The organism is Paraglaciecola sp. (assembly GCF_039943935.1).
In the GTDB taxonomy this organism is placed as follows: Bacteria; Pseudomonadota; Gammaproteobacteria; order Enterobacterales; family Alteromonadaceae; genus Paraglaciecola.
This window is the reverse complement of the sequence record NZ_JBDUZQ010000022.1, coordinates 160,705-181,417: the sequence shown is the minus strand read 5'-3', so window position 1 is coordinate 181,417 and position 20,713 is coordinate 160,705. Positions and strand designations below refer to the sequence as shown.

Below are 20,713 nucleotides of genomic sequence, written 5' to 3'. Positions count from 1 at the left end.
ATGTGCGGCAAAAAATAACATGAAAAGTAAATCTAGCAAAATGGTAGCTGTATTTATCTGAGTCTTTAATTCTGTTAGTAGAGTGTTTCAGCTCAGCTTATATGTCCGGAGTAAAAAACATTGATATCACATTAGATATTTTCCGTAATGCTGTTGAGTCATTCTCCTGCCATTGGCTGAAAGAACCAACACTTTCACAGCAGATCATGCCTGTAGGTGAAAAGTCTTGATGTAATATGTAATCAAGTAATGAATATATATCGTTTGGAATAAAATAATCTGCATTGAAGCATTCTGTTGATGGATGGTTTCTTGCGTCAGGTGCCACTATATGTTCATTCTCTAAAATCGCATCAAAGTATTCAGGAAAGTCAGCTTTACATAGAACTTGGCCAAATGAAAACTCATGAGGTTGACGATCAAAACACATCAAACACTCTATTTTTTCTTTGTTATCTATTAACCGCCAAATACTTGTACGATTCGCGCCTTCAATACTTTCACAGGCAGCAATACAGGCATGTTTTAATTTGTCTATATTAGACTTGTCAGGGCGACTCATGGTTATGGTTAAGTCAGTAATAGGGTCCATAATGACTTCAATGTTTATTGGAACTGTGCGTCAGGTAAATATAATTCTAACCTACCTCCAGCTTAACTCAATTTAATATGATCAATTAGGAGTAGAAAATCAGAAATTGCTTAGACTGACTTAGAATAACACTCGTTTGCGGCCTAAGTATTTGGCATAATTAGACCAAGATATTTTTTCATTTCATTTTTAAGGTGCTATGCCTAGTATTTCACAAACTTTTTCAGAAGATGGCGATCTTTCACTCGCTATTTCTGGGTTTACACCACGCCAAGCACAAACTGACATGGCAAATGAAGTGGGTCGTACAATCCAAGACAAAACAAAATTGGTCGTTGAAGCAGGGACAGGAACTGGCAAAACGTTTGCTTATTTGGTGCCAGCTTTATTGTCAAATAAGAAAACTATAGTGTCTACGGGTACCAAAAACCTTCAAGAACAACTTTTCCATCGAGATTTACCCTTAGTTAAAAAAGCACTCAAAAGTAACGGTAAAATAGCTTTACTAAAAGGCCGTGCAAATTATTTGTGTATCCACCGCCTTAGACAGCATGGTGGCAATAGCACCTTGTTAGAGCGACAAACTTTATCTGAATTAACTCAAGTTCGGCAATGGTCATCAAGTACTAAAACCGGTGATATGGGAGATTTAAAATCTCTAGCGGAAGATGCCAAAGTTTTACCTTTTGTCACCTCGACGACTGACAACTGCTTAGGTAAAGATTGCCAAGATTATGAAGATTGTTATTTGGTAAAAGCCAGACGCAAGGCCTTAGATGCAGATGTGGTGGTGGTAAATCATCATTTATTTTTTGCCGATATGGCATTAAAGGATACTGGCTTTGGTGAGCTTATTCCCGAAGCTGATTTAGTGATTTTTGATGAAGCACATCAAATTCCAGATATCGCCAGTGAATATTTTGGTGAGACGTTTTCAAGTAGACAAATCCAAGATATAAGTCGCGACATAGATTTGGTGTATCGCACCACCCTAAAAGATGCCAAACAAATACAAACTGCTGCTGAAAAATGCAAAATGATAGCAGCAGATTTAAGAATTTTATTTCCAGAGAACCCCCACAAAGGCAATTGGCGACAAATGTTGCTTCGTGACGATGTACAAACTCAGGTTAGCAAATTGACCGATTGTCTAGGGGTGTTGTATGAGGTCACTAAATTACATATAGGTCGAGATAAAGACCTTGATAATATTTTTGAGCGTATATCTGAATCCAAAGGTAAGTTGTCTCGTCTAATCGATACTACTAAGTTAGGAGTAAGTCTTTGGTATGAAACTACAAAACGTCATATCGTCTTGCATTTAACGCCTTTGAGTATTGCTTCAAAATTTGCTGATTTCATTGCTGAGCCGAAACGCAGTTGGGTATTTACCTCTGCTACCTTAATGGTGAACGAGAGTTTTACACATTTTCAAAAGCAAATGGGGTTAGATGACGCGAATACTTTATCATTAGAAAGCCCGTTTGATTATCCTAAGCAGGCGATGTTATGCGTACCTAGGTTTTTACCTGAGCCAAATGCCAGAGAAATGCGGGCAACCTTAATAGATATTTCGGCAAAACTGGTAAAAGCCAGCCAAGGGCGGTGTTTTTTATTGTTTACTAGTCATGCTGCTTTAAATGCAGTTGCTTCACAGTTAGAAGACAAGATAGATAACCCTATTCTGGTGCAAGGAACCACCACAAAACGAGCGCTTCTAGAGCGTTATATAGAGAATAAAGACGCTGTATTACTTGGTACTGGGGCTTTTTGGGAAGGGGTTGATGTGCGTGGTGAGGATCTAACCTGTGTGTTAATTGATAAGTTGCCATTTGCGTCTCCTGATGATCCCCTATTGCAAGCACGTATTGATGACTGCAGAAAGCAAGGGGGAAATCCTTTTGCACAATTACAAATTCCCCAAGCGGCAATATCTTTAAAGCAAGGCGCTGGAAGATTGATCAGAGATGAGAATGATAAAGGGGTGTTGGTCATTTGCGATAACCGACTGGTTACCAAAGACTACGGAAAAATATTTATGGGAAGTTTGCCTGATATGCTTCGTACTCGGGACCTAAACAAAGCAATTGAATTTTTGCATACCATACATGAGGAAAATTCGTGAATTTATTAGTGATTGATGCAGCAACAGAAGCCTGTTCGGTAGCGGTACAAGTAAATGGTAATATCTACAACCGTTTTGAAATTTGCCCACAACAACATAGTCAACGAATTTTGCCTATGATTGATGAAGTATTGCAAGAAGCAGGTGTAACGTTACAGAGCCTAGATTACTTAGGTTTTGGACGGGGGCCTGGCAGTTTTACTGGTGTGCGGATTGCCACGGGTATTTTACAAGGCTTGGCCCTTGGTACGGGGTTAAAGGTCGTGGGCATTTCTACTTTAGCTGCTATGGCGCAACAGGCGTGTGTTGTCGCAGGCGGTAAGGACGTCTTTGCTGCAATTGATGCTCGCATGTCAGAGGTATACTTTGCTGAGTATACTTTTGATGATGGTGTGGTTAGTTTAGTTGCTGATGAAAAAGTTGTACCACCAGAGTTGGCGATACCCACTACTGCTACAAAAGATCAATATTTTGGTGTGGGTACTGGTTGGTCAGCATATGACACGCTGATCAAAAATAATAAGGTAAACGTGCTTGTTGACGTTTTATACCCAAACGCCCTATATATGTTGCCATTGGCGGCTAAGCAAATTGAGGCTGGGTTAGCGGTAGATGCTGAAGATATTCAACCTGTTTATTTAAGAGATAAGGTGACATGGAAAAAGCTACCTGGACGCGAGTAAAGTAGTTTTTAGTTTTTGGAACGAAATTTGTATGGATATACGGCTAAAGATGGCCTCAATTTTAGTTTGAGGCAATATGTTGCCCCATACTCTAGGATGCTTTTTTGACCATAGATTCACTCTCAAATGCTTTAAAGGCCACGGATTTATCTCGTTCCTCTCGAGATAAAAGTCGTGGAGTTAAGCCTATTGAAGACGACAAACCTTCAAGTGCGTCCTCTAAAGTTGAGATTATAAGAGCTGGTAGTGCTAAAGCATTCGCGCAAGCCGATAGTTTTAATCAAAACTCTGCCAATCAAACGGGGTCAACGTTTAGTGAAAAGTCAGCCATTGATGCTTATCAAAGTATTGCCAAAGACCAACAAAGAGAAGGGTTACAACTGCTTTTAGGCGTAGATACTTTCGTATAGTTCTTACCCATTCGCTCTGCCAATTCTAACTCACGAGTTAAGTTGAGCAGAGTCAGACAAAAAACTGTTAAATTCAGTCTCAGTTCAGTTAATATTAATAATATAAGTATAATGTTCAATTAAACATGTAAGAAGGCAAGTATGAATATTCGAGTGAGCGTATTGTTGTTAGCCATGTTTGTAACTGGGTGTGCAAGTTTTCCTGAAGCTTTACAAATGGAAGATGATTCTCAATTAGTGAGTTACCAAGATGCCGCGTCTAAGGCCGAACAAGTTAAAGGTCGAACAATCCGATGGGGGGGAGCAATTGCTAAAATAGAGAATAAGCCAGAATCTACTGTTTTAGAAATGGTGCATTACCCGCTTACTGCCTATGGAAAACCTATTTCTAGAGACGAAAGTATTGGCCGCTATCGTATTACAATCAATGGTTTTATGGACCCTATGGTTTATCAGGTTGGTCGCCTTATGACATTTACCGCAGAACTAAATGGATTAGAAGAAGGTTTAGTGGGAGAACACAATTATGTATTTCCTAGTGCCACAGCGTTACAACACCATTTATGGAAAAATATCCAAAGAGTTAATATTAGTAGTGTGAGTATATGGCCTCACGGTTTCGGGTTTGGTTATGGATACCACTCCAGAGGATTCCATAATAGAGTCATATTACGAGGCTCTACAAATACTAACAAAAAAGGTGTAAGACCCAGTGGAGCGACAACCTTACCTAAGCCTGTAAAAAGGAATAACCAACAGAAATAGCGGACGGTTTATGGCCGTAAATGGTAAAATTATGCAGTTTAAGCGGCAGGTATTTGCCGCTTTTTTGTGTTTAAAATAAAGGGTACTAATGCAACAAGCTCTGAAATTTCCTTTAGACAACCTCACAATACGTGGGATCGGTTACGGTGATCCACAAAACCAAATGGTTTTAGCTTTACATGGTTGGCTTGATAACGCGGCTAGTTTTGAACCACTTTCCAAGTACCTTAAAGATTATTATGTGGTAGCTATTGATCTTGCTGGTCATGGTTTATCAGACCATAGAGATGCTGGTGCTCACTATCACTTAATTGATTTTGTCTATGATTTACACGAACTGGTGGAGTCGCAAGGGTGGACATCTTTTGTATTGATGGGCCATTCCATGGGAGGCATTATTGGTTCACTGTATACTGCGTGCTTTTCAGATAGAGTGCGCAAGTATATTTCCATCGAATCTTTTGGACCATTAACCAAAGATTCAAAAACGAGTGCCATTCAGTTAAGAGACTCAATTAACAGTAGGCTTAAATCTCAAAGACGTAAATCCAGACACCCGACCACATTTGAACGTACTGTAGAGGCAAGAACTATGGTAGGGGATATCTCAATTGCCTCTGCCCGTTTGTTAATAGCAAGAAACACCCATGGAGTTGACGGTCAACTACGTTTCACAACGGACCGCAGATTAAGAACGTTATCGGCAGTGAGACCTACGGAGCCTCAAGCAGAAAATTTTTTACGTAGTATTCACTGTCCTGTTTTAGTGTTAATGGGGAGCGCTGGTTATGAGTCAATGGCTAAAGCCTTCTACGCCAGGAAAGACTGGGTTGCTAATTTAACATTTCATAAACTTGATGGGCATCACCATTTACACATGGATAACCCAGAAGCTGTAGCCATTGTAGTCGACAGTTTTATAAAAAGTTAAAATAGTTAAGCCTTTTGTTTATTACTATTTATTGAAATTTTAGGTACTATAAACATAGTGGTCCAACCTGTTGTCGTGTTTAAGGCCTCAAGTATTTTACCTGTGTACCTTTTATTGTTTTATGCCTGGAGGCGTAGTGGAAAAAATCTGGTTAAATAATTATGACTCTGATGTTGCTAAAGAGGTAGATGCAGATAAGTATTCATCTCTTGTGGATGTTTTTGAACAATCGATAGCGACATTTGCCAATAACGTCAGTTATATCAATATGGGCAAGAGCATCACCTTTGCTGAGCTCGATCAGTTATCTAAAGATTTTGCAGCCTATTTACAAAGCATTGGCCTTAAGAAAGGCGATGCAGTAGCTATTATGATGCCTAACTTATTGCAATACCCAGTTGCATTGTTTGGTGTGCTGCGTGCGGGGATGACAGTTGTAAATGTTAACCCTCTCTACACAGCAAGAGAATTACAACATCAGTTACAAGACTCTAACGCTAAAGCTATTGTTATTGTTGAAAATTTTGCTTGCACATTGAGTGAAGTGATTGCGGATACTAACGTTGAAAAAGTGTTGTTGACGTCAATTGGCGATATGTTACCAACCATAAAAAAATGGATTGTAAACTTTGCAATTAAGCATGTGAAAAAAATGGTGCCTAGCTATCATTTACCTCAAGCGGAATCATTTACATTAGCCATTAAAGTAGGGGCGACTAAAACTTATACTCGACCCACAGTAGGTGGAGAAGATTTGGCTTTTCTACAATACACAGGTGGGACTACTGGAGTATCAAAAGGCGCAATGTTAACCCACAGAAACGCTGTGGCTAACTTAGAGCAAGTGGCAAGTGTGTTAGCTGCTGTTGTTATTCCGGGTAAAGAAAACGTGGTTACTGCATTGCCCCTGTATCATATCTTTGCACTGCAAGCTAACTGCCTAGCTTTTATAAAATTTGGGTGCCCAAATTTACTCATAACAAACCCAAGGGATATGACTGCCTTTGTAAAAGCACTGAGTAACTATCCTTTTACAATAATAACGGGTGTTAACACGCTATTTAATGGTTTGCTTAACACCCCAGGTTTTTCTGATATCGATTTTACGAATGTCAAAATATCGTTAGCGGGTGGAGCCGCAGTACAAAAAACGGTAGCTGAGCGCTGGAAAGCCACGACAGGACACGTTTTGTTGGAAGGGTATGGACTCACTGAGTGTTCTCCTGTTGTAACCGTTAATCACCCATCTTTAAAGACCCATAAAGGCTCTATAGGCATGCCTATGCCATCAACAGATATTAAACTTGTTGATGATGATGGCATTGAAGTCGCACTTGGTCAGTCTGGCGAAATGCTAGTGAAGGGCCCACAAGTTATGTCAGGGTATTTAAACCGTGAAGAGGCCACTAATGACATTATAAAAGATGGTTGGCTTGCTACAGGTGATATTGCAAAATGCGATGAAAATGGTTTTTTCTATATAGTCGATCGTAAAAAAGACATGATTTTGGTTTCGGGTTTTAACGTATACCCAAATGAGATTGAAGATGTAACTGCAATGCACCCAGACATAATAGAAGCTGCCGCTGTTGGTGTGCCCCACGAAAGCTCTGGTGAAATCGTAAAAATCTATGTTGTGAGCGAAAATGAAGCGTTAACAGAAGAAGATGTAATAAAACATTGCCGTGATCACCTAACGGGTTACAAAGTTCCTAAAAAAGTTGAGTTCAGAAACGAGCTTCCTAAAAGTAATGTTGGTAAGATACTCCGTAGAGAGCTAAGAGATGACTAACGCCTAGATATACTAGCCTAACATTCAGATTAAAAAGCCGGCATTAGCCGGTTTTTTAATCTGTTACCAGCCGATTTTGGACCCCCATGCAATATACTTTTATAACAGACACTCAGGCATTAAATGATTTTTGTCAGCAAGCAAGCAAAGAGCAAGCTATTGCTGTAGATACAGAGTTCGTTAGAACGCGAACCCTGTACCCCAAACTGGGCTTGATTCAAATCTATGATGGCAAGCAACTAGTGTTGGTTGATCCCCTAAGTATTGATGACTTTTCAAGTTTACAGTCATTACTGACGAATCCAAAAGTCATCAAAGTTTTACATTCATGCTCTGAAGATTTAGAGGCGTTTTGGCACGCATTAAAAGTGGTTCCTGCGCCAATTTTTGATAGTCAATTTGCGGGAAGCATTGTGGGTATGGGGCCAGCCTTAGGATATGCAAAATTAGTTGAGATGATGTTAGGGATAGTGGTTGATAAAGGTGAGTCCAGGACCGATTGGATGGCTCGCCCGTTAAGTGAACAGCAATGTGTATATGCGGCCAACGATGTATTATACCTATTCCAACTATATCCAGAATTAAAAGCCAAAGTAGAGCAACAACAAAAATTACCTTGGGTCTACGCAGAAATTGAACAGTTAGGCCGTAAAAAACAATCAGAGTTACCGCTAGATGCAGTGTACTTGACGGTGAAAAATAACTGGAAGCTGTCAGGTAAATCCTTGCTAACTTTGAAACACCTAGCGGCGTGGCGCACAAAAACAGCAAGAGAAAGAGATATGGCTCTGAATTTTGTGGTTCGTGAAGAAAATTTGATTGAAATAGCTAGGCGACAACCTATCACCAAGAATGATCTTAGGGGAATACAAGGTATGAACCCCCATGAAATCAGAATTCATGGGCAAACTCTGCTTGCTATCGTATCTGAGTGTGATGGAATGGATTCTGGCTCTTATCCAGCAAATATTGAAAGAATAAACCTATTTCCAGAGTATAAAAACACTCATGCTCGTGTTAAAAAAATATGTGAGCAAGTCTCAACGGAACTTGAAGTGCCTATAGAGTTAATGGGTTCAAAAAAACAACTAAACCAACTATTTAAATGGTGTTGGTCAAACTTTGATGAAACCAAAGCGTTAGGGTTAATGCCAGATTTATTAAGTGGTTGGCGCAAAAAATATTTAATTCCAGAACTTCTTAAAGTAGATAATTTGAAGGCTGCTATAAGCCAAATTGAGGAAGCTAAATAATGTTATGTGCAGTATACAAAAGCAGTAAAAAGCAGGAGACATATCTATATGTGCCAGGTAGAGACGATTTTTCTAAGGTTCCCGATGCCTTAATGAAAACCTTTGGAACCCCTGTGTTTTTAATGATTATGCCTTTAAAAAAAGACCGACCTTTAGCTCAAGTTGATATTAAAAAATTACGTAATGAGTTGACAATTAAAGGCTACTATTTACAGCTGCCACCACCATCAGAGAACCTATTAAAAGCGCATTTAGCACAAAACAAAGCAAATTGAAGGAAGGGCTAGATGTTAGTGAATAGAGGTATATATAAACATGCCACTGCAATACTTAGTTTGTTGCTAGTAATGTTCAGTGGTAATAGTTACGCAAAGAAAAGTTTTGAATTATACGTCCAAGAATTAAAACAAGAAGCGGTATTGAAAGGTCATGATCCTGCTTTTGTTGATACTGCATTTTCAACAGTTAACTATAGAAAATCGGCAGTTAAGGCTGATAAAAATCAACCTGAGACGAAGATTACCTTAGATACTTATCTTGCAACCAGAGTACCCGATTGGAAAGTTAAACAAGCAGTGCAACTGATGGCTGAAAATGAGCAGGCGCTAGATATTATTGAGCAGCGATATGGTGTACAGAAACGTTTCATTGTTGCCCTTTGGGGAAATGAAAGTAACTTTGGAAAGTATATGGGGAAGCACCCAGTACTGAATTCATTGATGACATTGGCATACGATGGACGAAGAGAAGATTTTTTTAAAAAGCAAATATTTGCAGCGTTAACTATAATCGAGCAAGGACATATTAAATTAGAAGAGTTTGTGGGCTCATGGGCTGGAGCGATGGGGCAAACTCAGTTTATGCCGAGTTCGTTTTTACACTATGCCGTTGATTTTGACGGTGATGGTAAAAAAGATATTTGGTCTAATAAAGCGGATGTATTTGCTTCAATTGCCAATTACTTAAAATCAGAAGGCTGGAGCAATCACTTGACTTGGGGGCGACAGGTTAAGTTACCCGACAACTTTGACAAGGCTACAGTTGGTTTATCACCGCAGAAGATGAAAACTTTAGGGGAGTGGGGCGCTTTAGGAGTGACTCGACATAATGGCGAGGCAATTCCAAAAGCTGATGTTACAGCTTCTCTTATCGCGCCAGACGGTATTCACGGTAGGGTATATTTAGTATATGAAAATTTTCACACCTTAATGAAATGGAACCGTTCTAGTTATTTTGGTGTGTCGGTGAGTTACCTTTCTGAACGAATAAAAAAAGGGTTTTAGGTGTATGGATCACTATAAGCATATTGGTAACGACGGCAAAGTTATACCTTTGCCGGTTGGTAAAGTGGTGTGTGTGGGGAGAAATTATCTTAAGCACATACAAGAATTGAATAATGAAGTACCTAGTGAGCCTTTATTATTCATGAAACCTGCAACCGCGTTGTGTCCGCTGCATCAACCTATCGTCATCCCCAAAGATAAAGGCCCATGCCACAATGAATTAGAAGTGGCTGTGCTGATAAAAGAGACCCTTACCCAAGCCTCAATTAAAGATACAAAGGAAGCAATCTGGGGCCTAGGCTTAGGGTTAGATTTAACATTAAGAGATGTGCAAAGTAAATTAAAAGCCAAAGGTCAGCCTTGGGAGCGAGCTAAGGCATTTGATCATAGTTGCCCAGTATCTCAGTTCATCGAAAAGCAACATGTACCTGATTATACCAATTTAGCTTTTAGTTTAATGGTAGGTGGAGATATCAGGCAACAAGGAAATACTCAACACATGATGTACTCAATAATTGAGCTAATAGTAGAGATATCCAACCATTTTACTTTAGTCGCAGGGGATATTGTGATGACAGGCACCCCTGAAGGTGTTGGTCCTTTGTTTGCTGAAGACCATTTAGAAGTAACCTTAGATAACCACTTTGCTGTAAGGACTTTCGTTGTTTAAAAATGTCATTTACTCTCAATTATATCTTAGATACAGCTAATAAAATTTTAATATGTGAGATACAGGGCCAAGTTACCACTCCTTGTAGTTTGGTACAGATATTCAAAACTACCGTTAAAATGGCAGGCAAACACCAAATTAAGAATGTTGTACATGACGTAACAGAGTCTATTATTCAATGCTCTAATCTTGAAATGGGGAAGTTTGTCATGGAAGTGAAAGAGCAAGGTTGGATCGCAGATTTGAAGATTGCGCAAATTGTGGAGGTGAATCAAGGTCGTCATAAAATGCTTCATAGATTAGCTAATCGATTTGATTTACCTATTAAAAACTTTACTTCTCGAAGTGAAGCTATGTTGTGGTTACTCTTTAATAAACAACATTTAAATTAACATTTGGAATATTTTAGAATTTACTATGAATAAATATTGGGAAGACAAGCCCCTAACAGATATGACAACGAGTGAGTGGGAGGGTATCTGTGATGGTTGCGCTAAGTGTTGCTTACATAAGTTTATTGACGATGAAGAAGCAAAAGAGGTGGCTACTACTGATCATATAAACCCTAATGAAGAAATTCATTATACCAATATTTCCTGTGGTTTATTAAATACAAAAAGTTGCGCTTGTACTAAGTATTCGGAGCGAACTAAGTTGGTGCCAGAGTGTGTAAAGCTCACCAAAGACAACCTCCAAGACATCTTTTTTATGCCACCAAGTTGCAGTTATAGAAGATTACATGAGGGCCGAGGTTTACCTAGTTGGCATCCTTTACTGCATAAAGGTAAAAAGTCAGCTATGCACAAGGCTGGTATGTCCGTAAGAGGTAAAACCGTTGCCGACCATGATGTAGATTTAGAAAAGTTTGAAGATTATATTGCCATGTGGCCGGTGGAGGATCTTGATTAACACATCAGGTCAATTTGGAGTTGGTAATAGCGGCTTATCTAACGTTATATAAACCGCTAATAGGCTAGTTTTAGAAGCTTCTACTGACAAACAGTCGATTGAATAACATGATTGCCCAAACCACAGTATAAATAGCAAAAACCACAATCATCCATTGGGGCATGCTCATATCTAAAAATGACCAATTGATGTCGCCACAGTCGCCTGTTGCTCCAAAAATATTGGGTAACCATTCATGTAGTGGTGCCCAGCTAGGAAAGTTAGGTACTATTTCACAGGTTGCAAAAAATGGGTTGGTAGCAGTTTGAATATCAACATGTTCCATGGCTAGTCGTAGCCCCCAAATAGCGGATACTCCCCAACCTACAAAGCCGATTGTTCTCGTTATGACATTATTCAATATTGCTGCAGGCAGTGCAGAAAAAAGCACACCAAACACTGCTGTGCGTTGATAAATACACATGATGCAGGGTTGTAAGTCCATTCGATGTTGAAAATATAATGCTACAACTTCTAAACCTAGTGCTGTCAGGAACAATAGCCCCCAAGAAAATCTGGAGGCTGCAAAAGTTGAAAGCGCTAAAAACATATATAGTACTTATCTGACAATTTTGTCATACCTTAATGAGCCGCCGGAGCTACGTCAGATACTGCGCCACTATGGTGCTCAATCAAATTCATGTCGTACAACCAACTCGTAAGGTCATAAAGTCCAAAATAAGTAGCTGCAAGGCCTGCTAAGGTTAATACGACTGTATAAGGCAATGCCATATACACCATTGTACCGTAAGAGAGTCTAAGCAGTGGTGCAATTGCTGATGTTAGTAAGAATAAGAACGCAGCTTGGCCATTTGGTGTCGCAACACTTGGTAAATTAGTTCCAGTGTTAATGGCAACGGCTAGCATATCAAATTGGTCTCTAGTAATTGTGCCATTATTTAAAGCAGCTGTTACTTCAGTTATATACACAGAACCAACAAATACATTGTCACTTACCATGGATAACAGACCGTTAGCTAAATAGAACATAACCAGTTGAGTTTTACCTTCAAAGGTCAATACCCAATTGATTACTGGACTAAATAGGCCTTGATCAATGATGACTGCTACAATGCCAAAAAAGACACAGAGCAAGGCAGTAAAAGGTAAAGCTTCTTCAAAGGCTTTACCAATAGAGTGTTCATCAATAATCCCACTCATTGATGTAGCTAACACGATAATTGATAGCCCAATTAAGCCTACGGCAGCTAAGTGACCTGCTAGGCCAACAACCAACCAAACAATAATTAAGCCCTGTACAGCTAATCTTGCTTTATCCTGAGTAGTTAAATTTTCTTGTGTATGTCGATCATAATCAGTCAATATGGTCCTAACTACTGGGGGTAATTGAGCTCCATAACTGAATAGTTTAAATTTTTCTACAACAAAGGTAGTTGCTAAACCTGCAAAAAATACGGGGATAGTAATTGGTGACATACGAATGAAAAACTCAACAAAGTCCCAGCCGGCCTTTTCCGCAATTATAAGGTTTTGTGGCTCACCAACCATAGTCATCACACCACCTAAAGCGGTACCTATACCAGCATGCATCATTAAATTACGTAAAAATGCCCTAAAGTCTTCTAAATCTTGACGATTTGGGTGAGGAACACCATCATCATGAGAATGGTCGTGCTCAGAATGAAAGTCCTTACCTGAGGCTACTTTATGATAAATTGAATAAAATCCTAGGCCCACTGTAATGATTACAGCAACGACCGTTAGAGCATCCAAAAATGCTGAAAGTAGAGCTGAAGACGCCGCAAAAGCAATAGATAGTGCTATTTTATTCTCAAGTTTGAGTAGTAATTTTGTGAATAATAGTAGTAACAAGCCCTTCATAAAGTAAATGCCTGCAACCATAAAGACTAATAATAGAACCACCTCTATGTTGACGACTATTTCGTGCTTCATATGTTCTGGGGTTGTCATACCAATAAACAGGGCTTCAATCAATAAGAGTCCGCCTGGTTGTAATGGATAACATTTTAGCGCCATAGCTAAGGTGAATATAAATTCCAGTACCAAGGCCCAACCAGCTACATAAGGATTTATGATAAACAAAATGGGGTTAAGAACGAGAAAGGCTACAATTGCTTGTTTGTACCAATTAGGGGCTTCACCCAAAAAATTGGAGGCTACTGCTTTAGATATTGACATTTGCATAAGCAAAAATTCCTTGCTGAATATTATAATTTTCGAATCAACTAGATTCAGAGTGTACCCAAAAAAGATGATAAAATCCTATACTTGATATGCAAATAGGCAATTTTTAACTATTTTTTAACAGTTGAGACTTAACATATTAAAGTTTCATTGTTACAGGCAAATATGATCTGGTACAATCAGTGATGAAAAATTACAAAAACAATAATGAATAAGTGAGTTATTGATGATCTATAAAGCACAAAGCCCTGCAGGTTTCGCAGAAGAATATATTGTGGAATCTATCTGGAGTGGACGCTTTCCCCCTGGGACTATCCTTCCTGCTGAACGAGAATTATCCGAGTTAATTGGTGTAACGCGAACTACTCTAAGAGAAGTGTTACAGCGTTTAGCTCGCGATGGTTGGTTAACCATACAGCATGGTAAACCTACTAAAGTCAATAATTTTTGGGAAACTTCAGGGTTAAATATTTTAGAGACATTAGCGAGGCTAGATGAAGAGGGTATATCTGAACTTGTAGATCATCTGCTCGCTGCTAGAACCAATTTAAGCGCTGTATTCATAAGGGGCGCTATTCGTCACAACCAAGAGAAAGCTATAGAAATAGTCAAGAAAGGGCTTGAAATTGATGATGACAGTAAAACATTTGCTATAAAAGACTATCAAATCAACCATGATTTAGCTTTTGCTTCAGGCAACCCTGTTTATGTACTCATGATGAACGGCTTTAAAGGTTTGTATGCAAGAATTGGCAGTTATTACTTCTCTAATCAAAAATCAAGAGATTTAACCCGAGAGTATTACCAGCAGTTATTAGAGTTAGCAGAATCTAGAGATTACGAAAAGGTGCAACTTGTGGTGCGTAACTACGGCATTGAGAGTGGTAAACTTTGGCAAGGCATGCGAGCTGACATGCCCAAAGGGTTAGTCGATTAGCCGGCGTTGTCAAATCTTAGTTAATAGGGGGTAGGCTTAGTTAATTTCAACGTTAATTAGCTTTCTTTACTGAATTTCCTAAAGTGTTCATTTCTAAATTTGCCAGCATAGCTTTATGCAATCAAGCGCTTTGCTGGTGTTTAATTTACAATTGCTACCTAAGAACATCATTGATGTTCAAGTAGATTTTGTTTACTTAACATTATATGTTTCAAGCCTATTTGATTGATTTTTGTGGGTGGGTTTGTCTTCTATGGTAGTTTTTAGATTGGTATTGGTAGCGCTAATAACTGGTTGTGCTGGGCCAGTTAAGCTGTCAACTGTAAAAGAAAGCCCTGAATTAAACTGGGAAAGCGACACCTTTTCATCCGTCAATGTACCTTCTGTTGAGAGTATTTTTTATCTTAGCGACGACAATAAGCAAAAATTTTTAGATTATTTTCATGCGCCAGAAAACCAAGAGGTTCAAGGCCACAAGCGCCTTAGCAATTTTATCGCTTTGTTTCTTAATGGGTTTTCCTATAAAGGGGAAACTTACAACGCTGACCTAGCCTCTACCGAGCATGCAGGTAATTGTTTATCTTTAGCCATTCTAACTAAAGCTTATGCTTTACTTGCTGACCTGAAAATTGAGTATCGCCGTGTCAATTCAGCCCCTATGTACGCTAAAAAAGGTGGCCTAATAACAATTTCATCTCATGTTCAGACTCATGTGCATGCTCCTAAGAAACAAAATATTGAAAAAGGGCATTTTTACTTCTCAAAAATAGTAATTGATTATTTTCCCTCTGGACGGGGAATGTTAGGGGATGCGGTGAGTTTTGATGACTTTATTTCTATGTATTATCAAAACTTAGCAGCAATAGAATTAGCCAATAAAAATTATGATAAAGCTTATTCACTGCTCACTGTGGCTATAGAGCGCTCCCCCAATAACGTTGAAACCTTAAATACCTTAGCTGTTTTGTATAAAAAGTCAGGAAACGTAGCCAAAGCAGACTCTATTTATCAATATATTCTAAATCATACCCAAGGCTCGGTGAGTGCGTTAAGCAATTATGTGCTGTTACTAAAACAACAAGGCCGTGATAACGAAGCTAGGGTATATGCCAGCCGCTATAGTGAGATAGAAGATGATAACCCCTATCGCTGGTACAATTTGGCGAATCAAGCCTATAGTCTTCAAAATTATCAACAGGCTTTAGATTTGTTCGCAAAAACCTCTAAGATGGCACCTTATTTACATGAGAGTTTTTTTGGACAAGCTAGGGCTTATTTTCAATTAGGCGATATCTCAAAAGCCAAACTAGCAATGAAAAAAGCAGTGGAGCTTGCCTACACGCCAAACGAAGAAAAATTATACTCAGCTAAATTGCATACCTTAAAAGCTTACGAGCAGCCATAAAACAGCGCCAAATATATTTGTGATGGTAGGAGAAAACTAGGAAACTGCTGGGCTGAAACTATTTCACTAATAAAATGTTGTCCTTAAGTCGGGTAAAATTAATTCAGGGAGTCACAAGTCTGACCACAAGCTATCTTCAAATTGTGCCTTAGAGAAACCTAAATGCCCAACTCTCTCAACCCCCATATCAGTTGGAGTCAGTTTAGGTGGCATTCTATTCTTATGAACAAAAAGTTCGTGTAAGTCATGCATATTGGTAACTGAGAGCATTTTATCATCAGTAAAGCAGATTGAGTGTAATGGGATTTGGATTTGTCTAAAGGTTTGCCTAACTTTGTCTGGCTCAACCTCAACACAATAATCTGTATGTAGGCACCACTTACGCAATTGAGACATGACTCTTTTGGGAGGTTTTCCTATTATTCCTAGCTTTTTTCCTGGAAAGTATCCATATAAAGCTGTGCTTAAGCGGTTATCTGTGGCGCATATCGGGGCTATAAGTTTCCAAAAAATAGGTGTTCTTTTCGAAGGCTGGCGACATTGTGTTTCCAGTAACCGGTACCAGAAGAAATAGTGATTACTTTTCTAACATATTGAATATTTTGTACTAAAGGAAATATTTGGCCACCTAAGCTATGGCCTAGCCAATATATAAGGGGAGGGGGGGAGCACTAGAATCTGCCGTTTGTTCTAGCACAAAGTTTAAGGCAGCAGAATAGTCTTGTTGTGCCCAATCAATGATGTCGCATTGATAGTGTTTTAAGGGTTGGTTTTTACTTTCGAAAATACCGCTGCAGTCAAAGGTAAGCACAGAATAACCGTGCTCTGCTAACCACGTGGCAATAGGGCGATAGTAATTTTGCTCTACGTCCATTTCAGAGGCTATAACTATCTTACCTTTACAGTGTCAATTAGCTGATCTTCAGGCGTAAACCAATATGCTTGCAGTTTGTCACCTGATTTCGTTTGCAAAGTAATGGGTTGGATACTTTGGCTTATACTCAGTCTACCTCATCGGAGATACTTAACTGTCTAGTAAACAAGTTCACCGCACAGTCACACATTTCATATATATGGGTGCGATCAGCGTATATTCCATCAATTAACAAGCGTGCTATACCGTGCATCGTGCCCCACGTCACTTGAGACAATCGTAACGTATTTTCATTACTAGGCATAATCCCTTGTTTTTGCCAAATTCTAGTCATTTCAACTTGATGCTGAAAACTAGGGAAAGCAATATCTTTGAGCGCTTGTGTCGCACTGTTCTGTTTCCAGATAGTTCGGCCAAACATTAAGTCGTAAAGCTCAGGATTGTCTGCGGCATATTGGATGTAACCATGAAAAAATAACTGGTACTTCTGCTGTGCCGAAATGTCATCACGATTAAATATTGACTCTGCATCACGTTGCCAGCGCACAAAGCCTTGCTCAGCTATGGTACAAAGTAGTTGATTTTTATCTTTAAAATGATGGTAAGGGGCTGTCCTAGATACTCCAATTTTATCTGCTAATTTCCTTAATGATAGGCCTTCAACACCCTCTTCTTTGAGTATTTGAGTTGCTTCATTAACCAGCGTGCTTTTTAAGTCGCCGTGGTGATAATTAGACTTATTTGAAATTGTTTTTTTTGGCATTTCTCTGTTCATAAATGTCTATTAATAAATGTGATGTGAGTTATCTTGACAGTGTTAATATAAGCTTTTATCTTGACGCGGTCTAGTTTGGTTTTTCGTTAGCTGCTTTGAGCTAACCAAAGGAGAGTATCGTGTCAGAAATAGACTTTTCAACTTTAGATACACTATCTGTAAGTATCGACAATCACATAGCTCACATACAACTTAGTCGCCCAGAAGCTTTAAATAGCATGGTGCCAGCCTTTTGGTTAGAGCTTCCTGCAGTGGTACGAAAAATAGATGCAGATTCACTTGCTCGTGTGATTGTTATTTCGTCTCAAGGCAAGCATTTCAGTGCTGGCATGGACTTGTCAGTATTTACTAATATGGCCAAAGATTTTAGAGGAGAACCAGCTCGTCGCGCTGAAAGAACCCGTCGCATGGTTTTAACGTTACAGGACAGCTTTACTGCCATGGAAGAAGTACGTATTCCAGTTTTAGCTACGGTACAAGGCGGCGTGATTGGTGGTGCTGTGGATATGATATGTGCCGCAGATAGCCGCTATTGTACTGAAGATGCATTTTTTACAATTAAAGAAACTGAGCTAGGAATGACTGCGGATGTAGGAACATTACAGCGTTTGCCCCATTTAATGCCACAAGGTTTAATACGAGAGTTAGCTTATACGGGGCGAAAAATGTTGAGCTTAGAGGCTAAAGAGTGTGGGTTTGTCAATCAGGTATATATAGATCAAACAAGCATGCTCGAAGCCGTGATGAAAATAGCCGCAAAAATAGCAAGTCACTCGCCAATGGCAGTGGCTGGTTGCAAAGAAATGATCAACTACACTAGGGATCATGATGTAAAAGACAGCTTAAATTATATGGCCACTTGGCAAAGTGGCATGTTTCAGATGCCAGATGTACAAGAGGCTATGGCCGCTGGTCAAGAAAAACGCCAGCCAGTATATGTTGAGCTACACAAAAAATCATCTGGCCTGTGAGCCTGATTTAATTCCCATTTTTATAGGAGTATGGTCTATATGACTATTACCACTCAATCAGAGCAAAACACGATTAAAGGTTTAAGCAAATACCCGAACTTACTGAAACCTTTAGATCTAGGGTTTACTCAATTAAAAAACCGTGTGCTAATGGGATCCATGCATACGGGACTTGAAGAAGCACCTAATGGTCATGTGCGTATGGCGGCTTATTTTGCTGAGCGTGCAAAAGGTGGGGTTGGTTTAATTGTTACCGGTGGTATTGGCCCAAACGATGAAGGAGCCACGCATAAAAATACCCATAGGTTAGATACTGACAAAGCTGTCTCGCAGCACAAAATGATTACTGATGCGGTGCACGAAAATGGCAGTAAAATCTGTATGCAGATTTTGCACACAGGGCGCTACGCTTACAATCCAGAGTTAGTGGCCCCTTCTGCTGTTCAAGCACCAATTAACCCTTTCAAACCTAAGGCTCTGGATAACGATGGTATTGAGAAGCAAATTGAAGATTTTATAAATACAGCTCTCCAAGCTCAAAAAGCCGGCTACGACGGTGTAGAAATAATGGGATCTGAAGGATATTTTTTAAATCAATTTATCGCTGCTCGCACTAACCACAGAGACGATGAATGGGGGGGAAGTTACCAGAACCGTATTCGTTTACCTTTAGAGGTGGTGCGTCGAGTGCGAGAAGCTGTAGGTGAACGATTCATTATTATTTATCGCCTTTCTATGCTCGACTTAGTAGAAGGTGGGTCGACCTACGATGAAGTAGTTGAGTTGGGGCAAGCTATAGAAAATGTAGGGGCAACTATTATAAATACGGGGATTGGTTGGCATGAGGCTCGTATTCCCACTATTGCCACCAAAGTTCCTAGAGCTGCTTTTACATGGGTAACGGCTAAGTTTAGAGAAGCCTTGTCTATACCCGTTATTACCTCGAACCGTATTAATACCCCAGGTGTTGCCGAAACTGTGTTAGCTCGAGGTGATGCCGATATGGTTTCAATGGCAAGGCCGTTTTTGGCTGATCCTGATTTTGTGATCAAAGCTGCAGAAGACAGAGCAGACGAAATCAACACCTGTATTGGGTGTAATCAAGCGTGTTTAGATCATGTTTTTGTTGGAAAAATGACAAGTTGTTTAGTCAACCCAAGGGCATGCCATGAGACTGAGTTTATTATCGAGCCTGCCACCGCTATTAAAAATATTGCCGTTGTAGGAGCTGGGCCAGCAGGTTTGGCTGCTGCGACAACTGCAGCTCAACGAGGTCATAAAGTCACTTTATTCGAAGCGTCTTCAGAAGTGGGCGGTCAATTCAATATTGCGAAAAAAATCCCTGGTAAAGAAGAGTTCTACGAAACGATACGTTACTTCTCCCGCCAGTTAGAGCTGCACAATGTTACAGTTAATCTGAATATTCGGGTCGATGTTAGTACTCTTAACAATGCTGGTTTTGATGATGTAATTTTAGCGACGGGTATCAAGCCAAGAACGCCGCCTATTGACGGTATCGAGCACAGTAAGGTATTGGGTTACATTGATGTTATTGCCAATAAAAAGCCTGTGGGGAATAAAGTTGCAATAGTAGGTGCTGGTGGTATTGGTTTTGATGTATCCGAATATCTATCTCACGCAGGTGAGTCCACTAGCCTCAGTATTCCAGCCTTTATGAAAGAGTGGGGCGTAGATATGACCTTTGGATCTCGTGGTGGTATTGAAGGAATGAAAGCTGCTCCTACTTCTTCTCCGCGTGAAATCTATTTATTGCAACGTAAAGAGACTAAAGTCGGCGCTGGCCTAGGTAAAACTACAGGTTGGGCACATAGAGCAGGCTTACTCAATAAAGGTGTGAGTATGTTAGCTGGGGTTGAGTATCTAAAAGTTGATGACAAAGGCTTACATATTAAAGTAAACGACCAAGTACAAGTTTTAGATGTAGATAATGTCATTATCTGTGCTGGACAAGAGTCACTGGTTGAGTTGATTGATGGTTTAACTTTACCTTATCATTTAGTTGGTGGCGCTGATTTAGCTTCAGATCTTGATGCAAAGCGCGCTATTAACCAAGGCACAAGGTTAGCTGCAGAGCTATAAGTAGTTTTCGTAAGGAAGGCTAAGCAGTTAACT

Annotated in this window: 22 protein-coding genes; 16 read left to right on the top strand and 6 right to left on the bottom strand. The window is 39.6% G+C overall.

Going from position 1 to position 20,713, the window contains the following annotated elements; all coding sequences use genetic code 11:
• Window positions 1-97: 97 nt before the first annotated feature.
• Window positions 98-592 (bottom strand): histidine kinase, encoded by a 495-nt coding sequence (locus tag ABJD71_RS14850; protein ID WP_348170993.1) that lies wholly within the window; start codon window positions 590-592, stop codon window positions 98-100.
• A gap of 199 nt (window positions 593-791) precedes the next feature.
• Between ABJD71_RS14850 and ABJD71_RS14845 the strand changes: the two genes are divergently transcribed.
• From ABJD71_RS14845 to ABJD71_RS14790, 12 genes are all read left to right on the top strand, one after another.
• Window positions 792-2,717, top strand: coding sequence for an ATP-dependent DNA helicase (locus ABJD71_RS14845; protein ID WP_348170991.1), 1,926 nt, complete (start codon window positions 792-794; stop codon window positions 2,715-2,717).
• Window positions 2,714-3,400, top strand: coding sequence for a tRNA (adenosine(37)-N6)-threonylcarbamoyltransferase complex dimerization subunit type 1 TsaB (tsaB, locus tag ABJD71_RS14840; RefSeq protein WP_348170988.1), 687 nt, complete (start codon window positions 2,714-2,716; stop codon window positions 3,398-3,400). Before ABJD71_RS14845 ends, tsaB begins: the two co-directional genes overlap by 4 nt.
• Before the next feature lie 104 nt (window positions 3,401-3,504).
• Window positions 3,505-3,810 carry a hypothetical protein gene (locus tag ABJD71_RS14835; protein WP_348170985.1) on the top strand — a complete coding sequence of 102 codons (306 nt, stop codon included), beginning with the start codon at window positions 3,505-3,507 and terminating at the stop codon, window positions 3,808-3,810.
• A 141-nt stretch (window positions 3,811-3,951) separates the two neighbouring features.
• The gene (locus tag ABJD71_RS14830) at window positions 3,952-4,575 is read left to right on the top strand and encodes a Slp family lipoprotein (RefSeq protein WP_348170982.1); all 624 of its coding nucleotides are present in this window, start codon (window positions 3,952-3,954) and stop codon (window positions 4,573-4,575) included.
• 88 nt (window positions 4,576-4,663) lie between these two features.
• The gene (locus ABJD71_RS14825; protein WP_348170979.1) at window positions 4,664-5,506 is read left to right on the top strand and encodes an alpha/beta hydrolase; all 843 of its coding nucleotides are present in this window, start codon (window positions 4,664-4,666) and stop codon (window positions 5,504-5,506) included.
• A gap of 136 nt (window positions 5,507-5,642) precedes the next feature.
• Window positions 5,643-7,298: a long-chain-fatty-acid--CoA ligase FadD gene (gene fadD / locus ABJD71_RS14820; protein ID WP_348170976.1), complete on the top strand. Its 1,656-nt coding sequence runs from the start codon at window positions 5,643-5,645 to the stop codon at window positions 7,296-7,298.
• Window positions 7,299-7,384: 86 nt separating this feature from the next.
• Complete coding sequence (rnd, locus tag ABJD71_RS14815) at window positions 7,385-8,551, top strand: ribonuclease D (protein WP_348170973.1); 1,167 nt, start codon at window positions 7,385-7,387, stop codon at window positions 8,549-8,551.
• Window positions 8,551-8,826, top strand: a complete 276-nt coding sequence (locus ABJD71_RS14810) for a YcgL domain-containing protein (protein ID WP_348170970.1) — start codon at window positions 8,551-8,553, stop codon at window positions 8,824-8,826. The genes rnd and ABJD71_RS14810 overlap by 1 nt, the downstream gene beginning before the upstream one ends.
• 72 nt (window positions 8,827-8,898) lie before the next feature.
• Window positions 8,899-9,834 (top strand): lytic murein transglycosylase, encoded by a 936-nt coding sequence (locus tag ABJD71_RS14805; protein ID WP_348171032.1) that lies wholly within the window; start codon window positions 8,899-8,901, stop codon window positions 9,832-9,834.
• Between the two features lie 4 nt (window positions 9,835-9,838).
• On the top strand, window positions 9,839-10,504 hold the full coding sequence (locus ABJD71_RS14800; RefSeq protein WP_348170967.1) for a fumarylacetoacetate hydrolase family protein: 666 nt from the start codon (window positions 9,839-9,841) through the stop codon (window positions 10,502-10,504).
• A gap of 2 nt (window positions 10,505-10,506) precedes the next feature.
• On the top strand, window positions 10,507-10,896 hold the full coding sequence (locus ABJD71_RS14795; protein ID WP_348170964.1) for a hypothetical protein: 390 nt from the start codon (window positions 10,507-10,509) through the stop codon (window positions 10,894-10,896).
• Between the two features lie 25 nt (window positions 10,897-10,921).
• Window positions 10,922-11,413: a YcgN family cysteine cluster protein gene (locus ABJD71_RS14790; protein WP_348170961.1), complete on the top strand. Its 492-nt coding sequence runs from the start codon at window positions 10,922-10,924 to the stop codon at window positions 11,411-11,413.
• Between the two features lie 70 nt (window positions 11,414-11,483).
• On the opposite strand, the gene dsbB is transcribed toward ABJD71_RS14790, so the two are convergent.
• Window positions 11,484-12,002 carry a disulfide bond formation protein DsbB gene (gene dsbB, locus ABJD71_RS14785; protein WP_348170958.1) on the bottom strand — a complete coding sequence of 173 codons (519 nt, stop codon included), beginning with the start codon at window positions 12,000-12,002 and terminating at the stop codon, window positions 11,484-11,486.
• Between the two features lie 32 nt (window positions 12,003-12,034).
• Window positions 12,035-13,618, bottom strand: a complete 1,584-nt coding sequence (nhaB, locus tag ABJD71_RS14780) for a sodium/proton antiporter NhaB (protein ID WP_348170955.1) — start codon at window positions 13,616-13,618, stop codon at window positions 12,035-12,037.
• A 226-nt stretch (window positions 13,619-13,844) separates the two neighbouring features.
• Here nhaB and fadR point away from each other — a divergent pair, with 226 nt between their 5' ends.
• Entirely contained in the window at window positions 13,845-14,555 is a 711-nt protein-coding gene (fadR, locus tag ABJD71_RS14775; protein ID WP_348171029.1) for a fatty acid metabolism transcriptional regulator FadR, read from the top strand.
• 253 nt (window positions 14,556-14,808) lie between these two features.
• Entirely contained in the window at window positions 14,809-15,960 is a 1,152-nt protein-coding gene (locus ABJD71_RS14770) for a tetratricopeptide repeat protein (RefSeq protein WP_348170952.1), read from the top strand.
• Window positions 15,961-16,071: 111 nt separating this feature from the next.
• Here the strand turns inward: ABJD71_RS14770 and ABJD71_RS14765 are convergent, their stop codons facing one another.
• The 3 genes from ABJD71_RS14765 to ABJD71_RS14755 form a co-directional block, all read right to left on the bottom strand.
• The gene (locus ABJD71_RS14765; RefSeq protein ID WP_348170949.1) at window positions 16,072-16,356 is read right to left on the bottom strand and encodes a hypothetical protein; all 285 of its coding nucleotides are present in this window, start codon (window positions 16,354-16,356) and stop codon (window positions 16,072-16,074) included.
• A 244-nt stretch (window positions 16,357-16,600) separates the two neighbouring features.
• Window positions 16,601-16,834, bottom strand: a complete 234-nt coding sequence (locus ABJD71_RS14760) for a hypothetical protein (RefSeq protein WP_348170946.1) — start codon at window positions 16,832-16,834, stop codon at window positions 16,601-16,603.
• A gap of 127 nt (window positions 16,835-16,961) precedes the next feature.
• Window positions 16,962-17,597, bottom strand: coding sequence for a TetR/AcrR family transcriptional regulator (locus ABJD71_RS14755; protein WP_348170943.1), 636 nt, complete (start codon window positions 17,595-17,597; stop codon window positions 16,962-16,964).
• 131 nt (window positions 17,598-17,728) lie between these two features.
• On the opposite strand from ABJD71_RS14755, the gene ABJD71_RS14750 reads away from it, so the two are divergent.
• Window positions 17,729-18,580 carry a crotonase/enoyl-CoA hydratase family protein gene (locus tag ABJD71_RS14750; RefSeq protein WP_348170940.1) on the top strand — a complete coding sequence of 284 codons (852 nt, stop codon included), beginning with the start codon at window positions 17,729-17,731 and terminating at the stop codon, window positions 18,578-18,580.
• Between the two features lie 39 nt (window positions 18,581-18,619).
• Window positions 18,620-20,680 carry an NADPH-dependent 2,4-dienoyl-CoA reductase gene (locus ABJD71_RS14745; protein ID WP_348170937.1) on the top strand — a complete coding sequence of 687 codons (2,061 nt, stop codon included), beginning with the start codon at window positions 18,620-18,622 and terminating at the stop codon, window positions 20,678-20,680.
• The last annotated feature ends 33 nt before the right edge of the window (window positions 20,681-20,713 follow it).